Genomic DNA, 12899 nt, shown 5'->3' with positions numbered 1-12899 from the left:
CGTGGCAGATATTTTTCGCGAGATCGACGAGGAACTCCAGCAGGAGAAGGCCGCAAAGCTTTGGAAGCGGTACGGGCCCTATGTCATCGCGCTCGCCGTTCTGATCGTCCTCGGAGTCGGTGGCTATCGCTTCTGGCTCTCCTATGACGCGAAGCAGAAAGCGGCGGAGTCGGCCCGCTACGAGGCCGCGGCAAGTGCCCTCGCGGAGGACCCGGCAGGGGCGGCGGAAGCCTTCGGCGCGCTCGCCCGGGACGGCAACAAGGGATACGCGGCGCTTGCCGCGCTCCGGCAGGCCGCGGCGCTGGTGGAAGCCGGCGACCTCGAAGCCGCAATCATCACCTACAAGAAACTGGCCGAGGATCAGGGCACTCCGACCCTGTTCCGGGAACTCGCCCGTCTGCTTTCGGTGACCCACCGGATCGACAGCGGCGACCCTGCCGAGCTTTCCCGCGAGATCGCGGCGCTTGCGAACACGACCGGACCGTGGCGCCCGCTCGCCCGCGAAGCCGAGGCGCTGATCGCGCTGAAAGCCGGCGACAAGGCAAAGGCGCGGGAAATTCTCGAGGGACTGACTGCGGACGCCGAGACGCCCGGCCAGCTGCGCGCGCGGGCGACCGAGCTGCTAAATGCCATCGGCAGCGAGTGATCGGGAGCGTTTCATGACCGGTCGGCACTTGGGGCGGCTTCCGCATTTTGCACTTCTCGCCGGATTCCTGGTGCTCCAGGGCTGCAGCGACGGACTGTTCTTTGGTGAAGAGAAGGAAGGCCCGCCGCTTCCGGGCGAGCGGCTGCCGATCCTGGCGCTGGAGAAGAGCCTCGTACCGGACCCGAATCTTGCCGAGCAACGGGTGATCCTGCCGCGTCCTGTGGAGAATGCCGACTGGCCGCAACCCGGCGGAAACGCCGTGCATGCGATGCATCATCTCGCCGCCGGCGACGTGCTGCGCCGCGTCTGGACGACGGATATCGGCAGCGGTTCGGATGACGAAACCCAGCTGATCGCGAGCCCGATCGTCGTGGACGGCATGATCTACGCGATGGACGCCGAAGGGGAGGTCTCCGCTCTCAAGACCGTTAACGGCGAACGTGTCTGGTCGGCGGAGACGCAGCCGGATGACGAGGACGAGACGATCTATCCGGGCGCGCTTGCGGCCGGCGGCGGCAAGCTTGTCGCGGCGACCGGCTACAGCGAAGTCATCGCCTTCGATCTGAAGAGCGGTGCGGAACTCTGGCGCAGCCGGCTGCCCGGCCCCGCCCGGGGGGCGCCGACCGTCGCCGACGGAAGGGTCTTCGTGACCATTCTCGGGAACCAGGCATTCGCGCTCGATCTGAACGACGGCACGCGGATCTGGTCCCATACAGGGATCGCCGAGGAATCCGCACTGCTTGGAAACGCAAGCGTTGCGGTCAGCGGCGGCTCTGCGATCGTTCCTTATACCTCGGGCGAGCTGTTCGTGCTCCGGGTCGAGAACGGCCGGCTGCTCTGGAACGACAATCTGAGCTCGGTACGGGGCATCAATGCGGTGTCCAAGCTGTCGGACATTCGCGGCAACCCGGTGGTCGACGACGACCTCGTCATCGCCATCAGCCAGTCGGGACGGCTCATCGCCACCGACCTGAATTCCGGCCGCCGGGTCTGGGAAGCCCGCGTCGGCGGGGATCAGACGCCGTGGGTCGCCGGAGACTATATCTTCGTCGTCTCCAATCTCGGCGAGGTGCTGGCCCTGACCAAGTCGCGGGGGCGGATCCACTGGATCCAGCAGCTTCCGGTCTTCGAGAACCCGGACGACAAGGAAGGCCTGATCACCTATTCCGGTCCGGTGCTGGTCAGCGACCGTCTGCTGGTCGGATCCTCGACCGGGGAGGTCTATGCGATCTCGCCCTATACCGGAAAGGTCCTCGGCAAGATCGACATAGGATCCGCTGTCTTCGTTCCGCCGGTGGTGGCCGGAGGAACGGTGTATTTTCTGACCGACGACGGCGATCTCGAAGCATTCCGCTAGTCTTCGGGCTGCACTGCTGCATGGCGGCCATGCCGCAAGATTGCTTGATCTGAAGGGCATGCCGGGACTACGGAACAGCCATGAGTTTTACAGTCGCCATCATCGGCCGTCCCAATGTCGGCAAATCGACCCTGTTCAACCGGCTTGTCGGTAAGCGGATTGCCATCGTCGACGACCAGCCCGGGGTCACGCGCGACCGCCGCGAGGGCGAGGGCCGGGTCGGCGACCTGACCTTCCGGCTGTTCGATACCGCCGGTCTCGAGGATGCCGAGAACGAGAGCCTCGAAGGTCGTATGCGCCTGCAGACCGAGGCGGCCGTCGCCGAGGCCGATGCCGTGCTCTTCGTGATCGATGCCCGCGCCGGCGTGACGCCGCTGGACGATCATTTCGCCCGCTGGCTCAGGCGCGTGAAGGACAAGGTGATCCTCGTCGCCAACAAATGCGAGGGCAGGGCCGGAGCGCCGGGCCTCTACGAAGCCTTTGGGCTCGGCCTCGGCGATCCGGTGCCGCTCTCGGCCGAGCATGGCGAAGGGCTGGGCGAGCTCTACGACGCGCTCGACGCATTCGCGCCGGAAGAGGCGCATGACGATTACGAAGCCCTCGCTGCGGACGCCGAGGAACCGGACGACATCATCGAGGAGTCCCCGGACGGCGCGGAGACCTGGATCGACGCGAAGATTCCGGACACGATCCGGCTCGCCATCGTCGGTCGGCCGAATGTCGGCAAGTCTACTTTCGTGAACGCGTTGCTCGGCGAGGACCGGATGCTGACCGGTCCCGAGGCTGGTATCACCCGGGATGCGATCGAGAGTGACTGGGAGTTCGAGGGCCGGCCTTTCAAGCTGTTCGACACGGCAGGCCTGCGCCGGCGCTCCAGGGTGGTCCAGCGGCTTGAATATCTCTCCGGCGAGGACACGAGACGCGCCATCCAGTTCGCCCATGTCGTGGTGCTGATGCTGGACGCGAGCACGATGCTGGAGAAGCAGGACCTCACCATCGCCCGTATGGTGATCGAGGAGGGTCGTGCCCTCGTCATCGCGGCCAACAAGTGGGACATCGTCGAGAACCGGGAGAAGGCGCTCGGCCATCTGCGCGACCGCTTGCAGACTTCGCTGCCGCAGGTGAAGGGCATTCCCTACATCACCATCTCGGCCGAGCGCGGGCGCAATCTCGACAAGCTGCTGAAGGCGGTGGTCGAGACCTACGATACCTGGAACCGCCGGGTCTCCACTTCACGCCTGAACCGCTGGCTGCAGGACATGACGGAGATGCATCCGCCGCCGCTCGCCAAGGGCCGTCGGATCAAGCTGCGCTACATGACGCAGATCAAGACGCGGCCGCCGACCTTCGCCGCTTTCGTCAGCCAGCCGACCGAACTGCCGGAAGCCTATATCCGCTACCTGGTGAACGGGCTGCGCGAGATGTTCAAGCTCTCGGCGGTGCCGATCCGCTTCTACCTGCGCGGCAGCAAGAACCCCTACGTGAAGGACGAGTAGGCCCCACCCGGTCTCAGAACCGGGTGACGACCGTCGCGCCGAGCGCCTGGAAGCTGTCCATCTGCATCAGTGCCTCGATGGACTCCTCAAGGCTGATCTCCTTGCCGACCAGGAGATCCGGCGAGAGCTTGCCGGAGATCACCATGGCGAGCATCGCGTCGTAGCGGTGCGCCTGCATGCCGTGGCTGCCGAGGATCTCGAGTTCGTCGGCGATCACCTTCGCCATCGGCACGGCCGGCGTCGCATGTTCCGCCAGCATCAGCCCGACCTGCACATGCTTGCCGCGCTTGCGCAGGTTTTTGATCGAGTTGAAGCAGGTCGTCGGATGGCCGAGGGCGTCGAGCGAGACATGCGCGCCGCCGTTGGTCAGTTCGATCACCGCTTCCGGTACGTCCGCGACCGTCGCCGCATTGATCGTGTGCACGGCGCCGAGCTTCCTCGCCAGCGCCAGTTTCTCGTCGGAAATGTCGATGGCGACGACGTTCGCCCCAATGGCCTCCGCGATCATGATGGCGGAAAGCCCGACCCCGCCGCAGCCATGCACCGAGACCCACTGACCGGCCGAGACCTTGCCTTGGTCGACCACGGCGCGGAAAGAGGTCGCGAAGCGACAGCCGAAGCTGGCGGCGGTCGCGAAACTGACCTGCTCCGGCAGGGCGACGAGATTGAGGTCCGCCTTGTGGATCGAGACCAGTTCGGCGAAGGAACCCCAATGGGTGAAGCCGGGCTGGAACTGGTTCTCGCAGACCTGCTGGTGGCCGGCATGGCATTCGGGACAGGTTCCGCAGCCGCCGACGAAGGGAACCGTCACCCGGTCGCCGATCTTCCAGCGGGTGACGTCCCTGCCGATTTCGGCAACCGTGCCTGCGAGTTCGTGCCCTGGCACATGCGGCAGTTCGATATCGCCGTCATGTCCGACCCAACCGTGCCAGTCGCTGCGGCAGACGCCGGTCGCCTCGACCTTGAGCACGACGCCGTGGCGCTCCGGCTCTGGGTCCGGAACCGTGACCAGTTTCGGCGGCTCGCAAAAGGCTTCGTAGAGGACGGCTTTCATCGGTGGCTCCCGGAACGGGGTGGGTCGGTCGGGCGGCATCTATAGCCCGCGTTCCCTCCAGTTCACCAGTCCCCTTGGCAAGCGGCGTCGGACGGGACATCATTAACCTCCCTTCCGAGACCGCCTTTCCAATTGAGGATCCGCAATGACCAGCGAAAAACGCACCACCGCTCCGCTTTGGCAATGGAGCGCCGTCGAGCTATCCGGCGCCATCCGCGACCGCCGGGTCAGCGCCACCGACGCCGTCGCCTCCGCCGTCGGACGAATCAAGGCGGAGAACGGCCATATCAACGCCATCGTGGTGGATCAGACGGAGGCGGCGCTGGAACAGGCCGCCGCCTATGACGAGATTCTGCGAAAGGACGGGCCGATCGGTCCGCTGCACGGGGTTCCGGTCGCAATCAAGATCAATGTCGACCAGGAAGGTACCGCGAACAGCAACGGCGTGACCGCCTTCAAGGATGTGATCGCGCCGGGCGACGCGCCGGTCGTCAGCAATCTTAAGAAAGCGGGCGCGATCATCGTCGGCCGCAGCAACACGCCTGAATTCTCCTTCCGCGCCACGACCGTGAACGAGCTGCATGGCCGGACCTACAATCCGTGGGACGACAATCACTCGGCGGGCGGCTCCTCGGGCGGCGCCTCGGCCGCCGTCGCGGCCGGTTTCTGCCCGATCGCGCATGGCAACGACATCGGCGGCTCGCTCCGCTTCCCTGCCTACCAGACCGGCGCCGTGACGGTGAAGCCGGGCCAGGGCCGGGTGCCGGCCTACAATCCCTCGGGCAAGGAGGAACGCTCGCTGCTGGCGCAGCTCATGTCCGTGCAGGGCATCATCGCCCGCGAGGTGCGGGATGTCCGGCTCGCGACCCGCGTGCTGATGCAGCCGGACCCGCGCGATCCGCTGCAGGTGCCGGTCCCGTTCGACGGCCCGCCGGTCGACCAGCCGATCAAGGTCGCCTTCTGCCGCGAGACCAACGGGTACAACATCCATCCGGCGATCGTGTCGGCTCTGGAAGGCGCCGCGGCGGAGCTGGAGAAGGCCGGGTACGTCATCGAGGAGGCGGCACCGCCGATGATCCGCGAGGCGGCGGCGGAGACCCTGCCGGCACTCTATGCAGATTGCGAGATCTTCCTCGGCGAGGCGATCAAGAAATACGGCAGCGCCGATATCCAGAAGGTCTTCGGCTATTATTTCGAGAACTATCCGCCGACCGATGCGGTCGGCCTCCTGAAGGCGATGTCCCGGCGGACGCGCTATCTCCGGGCTTGGAACCTCTTCCTGGAGGAATATCCGCTGGTCCTGACGCCCTTCATGATGCGGCCGGGCTTCACCTGGAACGAGGATGCGGACAGTTCCGCCGGAACCCGCGATATCTTCGACTCGTCGGTCTACAGCTGGATGATCAACTTCCTCGGCCTGCCTGCCTCCATCGCGCCGGCGGGCTATCACGAGGGGCTGCCGCTCTCGGTGCAGATCATCGGCCGCCGCTTCCGCGAGGACCTGACGCTGGATGCCGCCGAGGCCCTGGAACGGGCGAACGGGATCCAGATCCACGAGCTCTGGCGCCGCAAGGGCCTGCGCTGAGGGGGCGCCCTTCACGCCGGATCGCGAGTTCGTCAACGGGCGGATCGGCGCTTGTGAGGGCGCCGATGTCCGCCTCATAATCACGTCCATGAGTCGCCGCCGCATCACCCGCCACCAGCTCTCGATAGACGACATCTCCGCTCTCTACGAGACGCTCTCGGAAAGCCAGAAACAGCGCTATTACCGGCGCTGGAAGGTCGAGACGCCGGTGCTGAATGCCAAGCGCAAGCGCGAGGTGGTGCAGGACGACGTGCGCCTGAAGCGGCTCGAGGACCGTGCGGACGGCATCGAGTTCGCGCTCCGCTTCGACGACCTGACCTACCGCCAGCGCAAGGAGATGGAGCAGATGGCCCGCAATCTCCGCCTCGCGGCGCAGGGAATGAAGAAGATTCTCGACAGGACCTGAAGCCTTTCGGGCACTTGTGCGCTTTCCGCAGCGCGCCGTACTCTTCACCGGTCGCAGTCACAGCCGCTTGAGCCCGATCCCGTGTCAGAGCCCCATATCTCCGCCGAGGCGGCACCGGCCCCGCATCCTTATCGCTGGGCCATGCTGTTCGGCGTCTGGCTGATCTATTTCGCCTTCGGCCTGACGATCAGCGCGTTGGCGCCGATGGTCGGCCCGATCACGAGCGATCTCGGCCTCAGCCACGGCGCGATGGGAACCGTGCTGGGCGCCTGGCCCTTCGTCTATATCGGTGCCGCTGTGCCCTGCGGTATCCTGCTCGACCGGATCGGCGCGCGGAAGGCGCTGCTGCTCGCGGCGGTCATCATGGCGGTCTCGGGCCTCGCGCGCGCGGCCGCCGTCGACCACCTGACCTTGTTCCTCGCTGTCGGCATCTTCGGTTTTGGTGGCCCGCTGATCTCCATCGGCGCGCCGAAGATCATCGCCGAATGGTTCGAGGGCAAGGAACGCGGCTTCGCCATGGGGATCTACATCACCGGGCCGGCGATGGGCGGCATCCTCTCGCTCAGCCTGACCAACGCCGTGGTGCTGCCGCTCCACGGTGGCGACTGGCGCATGGTGGTGACGGACTACGCCCTGATCACCGCCGCTTCCGGCCTGATCTGGCTGCTGATCGCCCAGCATGCCGAGGCCCGCGCCCGCGAGGCGGCGGAAAAGGCGGCGCCGAGGCGCTCCCAGATCGAAGTTTTCAAGGACCTGATGGCGAACCCGGTGGTGCGGATCATCCTTGCCATGAGCGTCGGTATCTTCTTCTTCAATCACGGCACCAACAACTGGCTGCCGGAAATTCTGAAATCGAGCGGCATGAGCGCGGTCGAGGCCGGCTACTGGGCAGCCTTGCCGACGGTGGTCGGGGTTTTCGGCTCGCTCACCATCCCGCGCCTCGCGACGCCGGAACGGCGCGCTGCGATCCTCGGCGGCCTCTTCGTGCTGGCGGGCGCCTGCACCCTCCTGCTGCAGCTGGGCGAGGGGCCGGGGCTCTTCGTCGCGCTGGTCTGCCAGGGCCTCGCGCGCGGTTCGATGATGACCATCGCGCTTCTGTTCCTCGTCGAGGCGCGCGGCGTTGGTTCAAAGAATGCGGGATCGGCTGGCGGGCTGTTCTTCTCAGCGGCGGAGATCGGCGGGGTCTCGGGCCCGGTCGCGATCGGGGTGATCCACGACGTGACAGGCGGCTTTACGGCCAGCCTCTGGGTGCTGAGGGGGATCTGTCTGGCGCTGCCGGGAGGCCTGCTTGTGATCCGCCGCGTGATGCGGGAAGAGCCGGCTGCCTGAGGCAGCCGGCTCCTGTCGGGTAAAGGTACCGCTTACTCCGGTGCGGCTTCGGCGGTGCCGGAGGTGTCGAGAGCCGCAGGCTGCATCGCCGGAACCGGAGCGTCGCCGGGTTTCTCTGCGACGGCCGTAGCCGACTTCTCGAGGAATTCCTGCAGGCCGAGAGGGCTTCCGTCCGGTCCGACGACCGAGAGCCCGGATTCCTTCAGCATATGGTCGACGAAGGGGGCAAAGGCGCGATGCCGCAGTACGGCTCCGAGAACTTGGTCGGGCAGTCCGCCGCCCGCCGCGACGGCCTCGCCGCCCGAGCCGCCGACACCAAGACCGTTCATGTCGACGATCGAGATGTTGGAGATCTTCTCCGCCGGCTTGACCGCTTCCGCCATGATGACCGGTAGGACACGGATGGTTTCCTCGCGCAGACGGTATTCGATGATCTGCGAGGAAAGCTGGTTTTCCGCCCGGATCTGGGCTTCGCGGCCTTCCGCCTCCGACAAGAGGCGGCTCTTCTCGGCCTGACCGAGGCGCTCGATCTGCCCGGCCTTCGCATCGGTCTCGATCCGGATCGCATCGGCGAGGTCGACGGAGGCGTCTTTCTCCGCTTGAGCGGAGACGCGAACGCCGGTGGCCTGGACCTCGGCTTCCTCGGTCGCTTTGATGACCGCGATCTCCTTGACGCGGGTGGCTTCGGCGCGTTGCCGCTCGGTGATCACCGCTTCCTCGGCCTTCACCTGTTCGGCGCGCGCGATCTGTGCTTCGGCTTCCGCCTGGCTCACGGCCTTGGATTTTTCCGCCAGCGTGATCTGCGCCTCTTGCTCGGCGATATCGATCTCGCGCTTCTTGGCGATTTCCGCCGCCTCGATTTCCTGCTGGCTGGCGATCTCCGCCGCCTTGATCTTCCGGTTCGCCATCACCGAGGCTTCCTGGGAGCGGCGCTCGGCTTCGGCCTTGGCCTCGGCTTCGGTCGCGTCGGCCTCGGACTGCTTGCGCGCGATCTGCGCCTTAGCCGCGGCCTCGGCCTCGGCCCTGTCCTGGTTGATGGTGAATTCCTGCTTGTCGGCATCGGCCTTGCGGCTGGCGATATCGACGCGCGTCATTTCCTCGATCTGGTTGCGTTCGCGCTTCTTCTCCTCGGTTTCTTTTGTCAGGAGCGTCAGGCCCTTGGCGTCGAAGGTGTTGTTCGGATCAAGGAAGGTGATGTCGGTCTGGTCGAGATAGGTGAGGGACACACTCTCCAGCTCGAGGCCGTTCTGCTCGAGGTCGGCCGCGACGGTGTTCTGCACCTCCTTGACGAAATCGGTCCGCTTCTCGTGCAGCTGCTGCAGGGACATGGTGGCGGCGACGGAACGGAGGCCGTCGATGAACTTGCCCTCGATCAGCTCCTTCAGCCGTTCCGGCTCGAGCGTGCGCTCGCCCAGCGTCCGGGCGGCGGTGCGCACGGCATCGTCGGTCGGGCTGACGCGGACATAGAACTCGGCCTGCACGTCGGCGCGCCGGTTGTCGTTGGTGATCATCGCATCGCCGCCGCGCCGGTCGACCAGCAGCTTCAGAGTGCGGAGATTGACGTAACGGATTTCATGAATGATCGGCAGGACCAGGCCGCCGCCGGAAATGAACGCCTTGGCGCCTTTCAGTCCGGTGCGGACGAACGCCCGTTCCGGGGAAGCGCGCCGGTAAAATTGCGTGAACATGATGCCAAAGGCGAGGACGACGACGATGCCGGCCAAGATTGGCGTTGCAGTGCTGATGAGGGAGTCGATCATGCTTCCCATTGTGAGTTCCTCTGAATGTCCCCAACTGAAGTCATTTTCTGCGTTATTCCAATTATCTATCGGCATCGGACGCCTTGCGGTCGATCAGGTGTTCGGGTGCCGGACTGGCGCGAAACACACCATCGCTGCGCAGGTCGACGAGCAGAACCTGTTCGGCGATCTGGAGCACCGTTCCGTCCTCGGCGGGAACGACACGGACGTTGTGAGGGTTTCCGTACTTGTCGCGAACAACAGCGCGTCCAGGGCTTGCGGCTTCGGCGGGCCCGACGGATAGAGTTCCGACATGGCCGACAAGCTCTCCAGGCGTGATCGCTTCGGAGTGATCGTCGGGCAGGATGGCTCCGAGTCCCTGACTAAGAATGCGGATCACCGGTAGCGCCGCGAAGAGCGCGGCCGTACCGGCGATGAGCGCAGGCAGTGGGGCCAGTACGGCTGCGAAGACGGACTGCCCGACGAACCCGACTGTGCCATACGACAGCAACGCCAGGATCAGCCACATCCCGAAAGGCACACGGCTCGGATTGAGCAGGCCGAAGGCCGAGGAGATGATGCCCTCGCCCCCGGTGCCGTCCGCATCCGCGTCGATATCTGCATCGACATCCGCATCGATATCGAGATCCGGCGAGCCGCTGAAGAAGCCCTCCACCATTTCCGACAGCGAAAAGCCGACGAAGAATGTGACGATCTCGATCAGGCAGAGTCCCAATCCGATGCCAAGAGTTACGGCGAAGGGACGCGCTTCGGGACTGAGCAGCAGCTCCCAGTTCATGAGCCCGCCGCGATGTCTTTCTTGAGGGCAGCGAGCTTGTCCTGAATGCGCTTCTTGCGAACCAGGTCGTCAAGTTCGGCGAGGTCGGTGTCGTTTGCCCCGTTATCCTTGGGTACGCCCGTGATGCGTGCGGACACGGACATCGCCCGGTCGGCCGCCCGCTCGGCCCGCTGCGCCGGCGAGAGATTTGTTCTCATTCCCTGGTCTGTACCGCCGGCGCTGCGCTCGCTCGCCTCGAAAGCGGAGATTTCCGACTCAAGATCGCGGATCGTGGCACCAAGGGCGTTCAGGGCCCGCTTGCCTTCCTCAATCTCGGCTTCGAGTTCGGCCTGACGCAGTTTCAAGGGATCGAGCTGGGCTACGATATCTTCCTGACGTCCGAGGCCGCGTGCCGCCAGCTCATCCCGCCCTTCCTCGATCGCGACGCGGATCTTCTCGTCCAGCGCCATATCCTCGGCTTCGAGCTGTCCGACCCTGCGACGGATGCGGACCCGCTCGGCTTCGAGGCGGCCGACGTCGTTGCGAACGTTTTCCCGTTCCTTCTCGAGCTGGCGAACGTTCTCGCGCAAGGTTGCGATTGGTGCGCTCTGTTCCGCGGCGTCGATGACCGCGGATCCGAGGCCGGCAATCAGCCGGCTCACCCGGCTCATCATGTTCTCGCTCATGTCGTTACTCCTTGGCTGAAGCAGATGTTTTGTTTCGATGGAGGTGATCTGTCTGAGGAACCAGATGCCGTCGATTTCGGTGAGCTCTCCACGCCCTACCGTCACGGCATTACTGTTTTCGTATCCCTCATGGACAAAGCTGCAGAGGACACGCCCGTCGACGGTCGCTACGGAGACCGTGTCGACGCTCTTCAGCGCGAATCCCTTGGCATCGAGGGGAATGGAAAAACCGGATTCCTCGGGTGGGCCGAGTCCACTTGCCAGCCGCTTGAGGGCGACGGCGACGCAGGGGCCGGCATATTGGGACGGGACACCGGAGTCGCGCAGGCTTTGATAGACTTCCCCAAGCACGCGGACCTGGCTGCGTGTCTGTTCGATCACCGGGTCGTTCATGACCCGTGCAACGCCTGTAGCGATGCGGCGGCGCAATTCGCGAAATGCCTTGGAAGCGCTTTCGCTTGCTGTCAGTCTCAGTATTGCCAGTACCGCTTGTTGGTTGTCCCGAACCATCAGGCGAATTCTCCGGACCCTTTATATTCCCTGCCATGAATATAAGAAGTAATTCGGAATACGCAAAACGTATTCCGGTTTTCCGTCACTTTTTCCGTGTAGGTATCGGATCGACCGTTGGAGGCCTAGACCGCCTGTCCAGCACTCCAGCCGCTGGACCAGGCCCACTGAAAATTGTAGCCGCCGAGCCAGCCGGTGACGTCCACCGCCTCGCCGACGAAAAAGAGGCCTGGGACAGCTTTCACCTCCATCGTCTTCTGGTCGAGCGCGGCGGTGTCGATGCCGCCGAGAGTGACCTCGGCGGTGCGGTAGCCTTCGGAGCCGGCCGGTTTCACGCGCCAGCGGTTGACCCGCTCGCCCAGTGCCCTGAGCGCCTTGTCGCCGGTATCGCCGAGCGGGCGGAGGGTCCCGGCTTCTTCCGCGATCGCTAGAGCAAGGCGTTTCGGCAGCAGGCCGGCGAGAGCGGTCTGGACCGCCTGCTTCGGATTGTCTGTCTTCGCCTTCAACAGGACCTCCGAGACTTCGGAACCCGGGGCGAGATCGATCCTGATTTCCTCGCCTTCGCGCCAGTAGGAGGAGATCTGCAGGATCGAAGGGCCGCTGAGACCGCGATGGGTGAAGAGTAGACCTTCGGCGAAGCGGATCTTTCCGCAAGAGACCTCGGCCTCGACCGAGATGCCGGAGAGCGCTTTCAGGTGCTCGAGCGTATCCGGATCGAAGGTGAGAGGGACGAGGCCGGGGCGGGTCGGCACCACCCTGATGCCGAACTGTTCCGCGACGCCGTAGGCGAAACCCGTCGCGCCCATCTTCGGGATCGATTTGCCGCCGGTGGCAATGACGAGCGAGGACGCTTCCACTTCGCCGGAGGACAGCCCGACGCGAAACCCGCTGCCGAGACGGGCGATGCTCGCGACCGACGTCGAGAGCTCAAGCCGCGCGCCCGCCTGGCGCAGTTCCGTCGTCAGCATCTCGACGATCTGTTTGGAGGACTCATCGCAGAAGAGCTGCCCCAGGGTCTTCTCGTGATAGGCGATACCGTATCGCTCCACGAGGGCGATGAAGTCGCGCTGGGTATAGCGGCGGAGCGCCGAGATGCAGAAGCGCGGATTGGCGGAAAGGAAGTTTTCCGGCGCCGTCCGCAGGTTGGTGAAATTGCAGCGCCCGCCGCCGGAAATCCGGATCTTTTCGCCCGGGGCCTTCGCGTGGTCGACGAGCAGCACCGAACGGCCGCGCCGGCCCGCTTCGGCGGCGCACATCATGCCGGCCGCGCCCGCGCCGACGATCAGGCAATCGAACTTGCGCATATCGATTCC

General features: G+C 65.1%; 11 protein-coding genes. 6 read left to right on the top strand and 5 right to left on the bottom strand.

The window, feature by feature from the left end:
* Window position 1: 1 nt before the first annotated feature.
* From IG122_RS08135 to der, 3 genes are all read left to right on the top strand, one after another.
* Window positions 2–646: a tetratricopeptide repeat protein gene (locus IG122_RS08135; RefSeq protein ID WP_193182281.1), complete on the top strand. Its 645-nt coding sequence runs from the start codon at window positions 2–4 to the stop codon at window positions 644–646.
* 13 nt (window positions 647–659) lie between these two features.
* The gene (locus tag IG122_RS08130; RefSeq protein WP_193182279.1) at window positions 660–2003 is read left to right on the top strand and encodes an outer membrane protein assembly factor BamB family protein; all 1344 of its coding nucleotides are present in this window, start codon (window positions 660–662) and stop codon (window positions 2001–2003) included.
* A gap of 80 nt (window positions 2004–2083) precedes the next feature.
* Window positions 2084–3499 (top strand): ribosome biogenesis GTPase Der, encoded by a 1416-nt coding sequence (der, locus tag IG122_RS08125; RefSeq protein WP_193182277.1) that lies wholly within the window; start codon window positions 2084–2086, stop codon window positions 3497–3499.
* A gap of 13 nt (window positions 3500–3512) precedes the next feature.
* Here der and IG122_RS08120 read toward each other — a convergent pair whose 3' ends face one another.
* Window positions 3513–4553, bottom strand: a complete 1041-nt coding sequence (locus IG122_RS08120; protein ID WP_193182275.1) for a zinc-dependent alcohol dehydrogenase family protein — start codon at window positions 4551–4553, stop codon at window positions 3513–3515.
* A gap of 145 nt (window positions 4554–4698) precedes the next feature.
* On the opposite strand from IG122_RS08120, the gene IG122_RS08115 reads away from it, so the two are divergent.
* The 3 genes from IG122_RS08115 to IG122_RS08105 all read left to right on the top strand — a co-directional run bounded on the left by IG122_RS08115 (window position 4699) and on the right by IG122_RS08105 (window position 7873).
* On the top strand, window positions 4699–6138 hold the full coding sequence (locus IG122_RS08115; RefSeq protein WP_193182273.1) for an amidase: 1440 nt from the start codon (window positions 4699–4701) through the stop codon (window positions 6136–6138).
* A gap of 88 nt (window positions 6139–6226) precedes the next feature.
* Window positions 6227–6544, top strand: a complete 318-nt coding sequence (locus tag IG122_RS08110; RefSeq protein ID WP_193182271.1) for a hypothetical protein — start codon at window positions 6227–6229, stop codon at window positions 6542–6544.
* A gap of 81 nt (window positions 6545–6625) precedes the next feature.
* Complete coding sequence (locus IG122_RS08105) at window positions 6626–7873, top strand: MFS transporter (RefSeq protein WP_319024840.1); 1248 nt, start codon at window positions 6626–6628, stop codon at window positions 7871–7873.
* Window positions 7874–7905: 32 nt separating this feature from the next.
* Here IG122_RS08105 and IG122_RS08100 read toward each other — a convergent pair whose 3' ends face one another.
* The 4 genes from IG122_RS08100 to IG122_RS08085 all read right to left on the bottom strand — a co-directional run bounded on the left by IG122_RS08100 (window position 7906) and on the right by IG122_RS08085 (window position 12890).
* A complete protein-coding gene (locus IG122_RS08100; protein ID WP_193182269.1) occupies window positions 7906–9642 on the bottom strand; it encodes a flotillin family protein in 1737 nt (578 codons plus the stop codon).
* A gap of 52 nt (window positions 9643–9694) precedes the next feature.
* Window positions 9695–10411: an OB-fold-containig protein gene (locus tag IG122_RS08095; RefSeq protein WP_193182267.1), complete on the bottom strand. Its 717-nt coding sequence runs from the start codon at window positions 10409–10411 to the stop codon at window positions 9695–9697.
* Entirely contained in the window at window positions 10408–11586 is a 1179-nt protein-coding gene (locus IG122_RS08090; RefSeq protein ID WP_193182266.1) for a PspA/IM30 family protein, read from the bottom strand. The genes IG122_RS08095 and IG122_RS08090 overlap by 4 nt, the downstream gene beginning before the upstream one ends.
* A 125-nt stretch (window positions 11587–11711) precedes the next feature.
* On the bottom strand, window positions 11712–12890 hold the full coding sequence (locus IG122_RS08085) for a BaiN/RdsA family NAD(P)/FAD-dependent oxidoreductase (RefSeq protein WP_193182265.1): 1179 nt from the start codon (window positions 12888–12890) through the stop codon (window positions 11712–11714).
* Window positions 12891–12899 lie beyond the last annotated feature (9 nt).

It is taken from the genome of Nisaea sediminum (assembly GCF_014904705.1).
GTDB classification, from domain to species: domain Bacteria; phylum Pseudomonadota; class Alphaproteobacteria; order Thalassobaculales; family Thalassobaculaceae; genus Nisaea; species Nisaea sediminum.
Note: the sequence above shows the minus strand (reverse complement) of the source record. Positions and strands in the feature narration are given on the sequence as shown.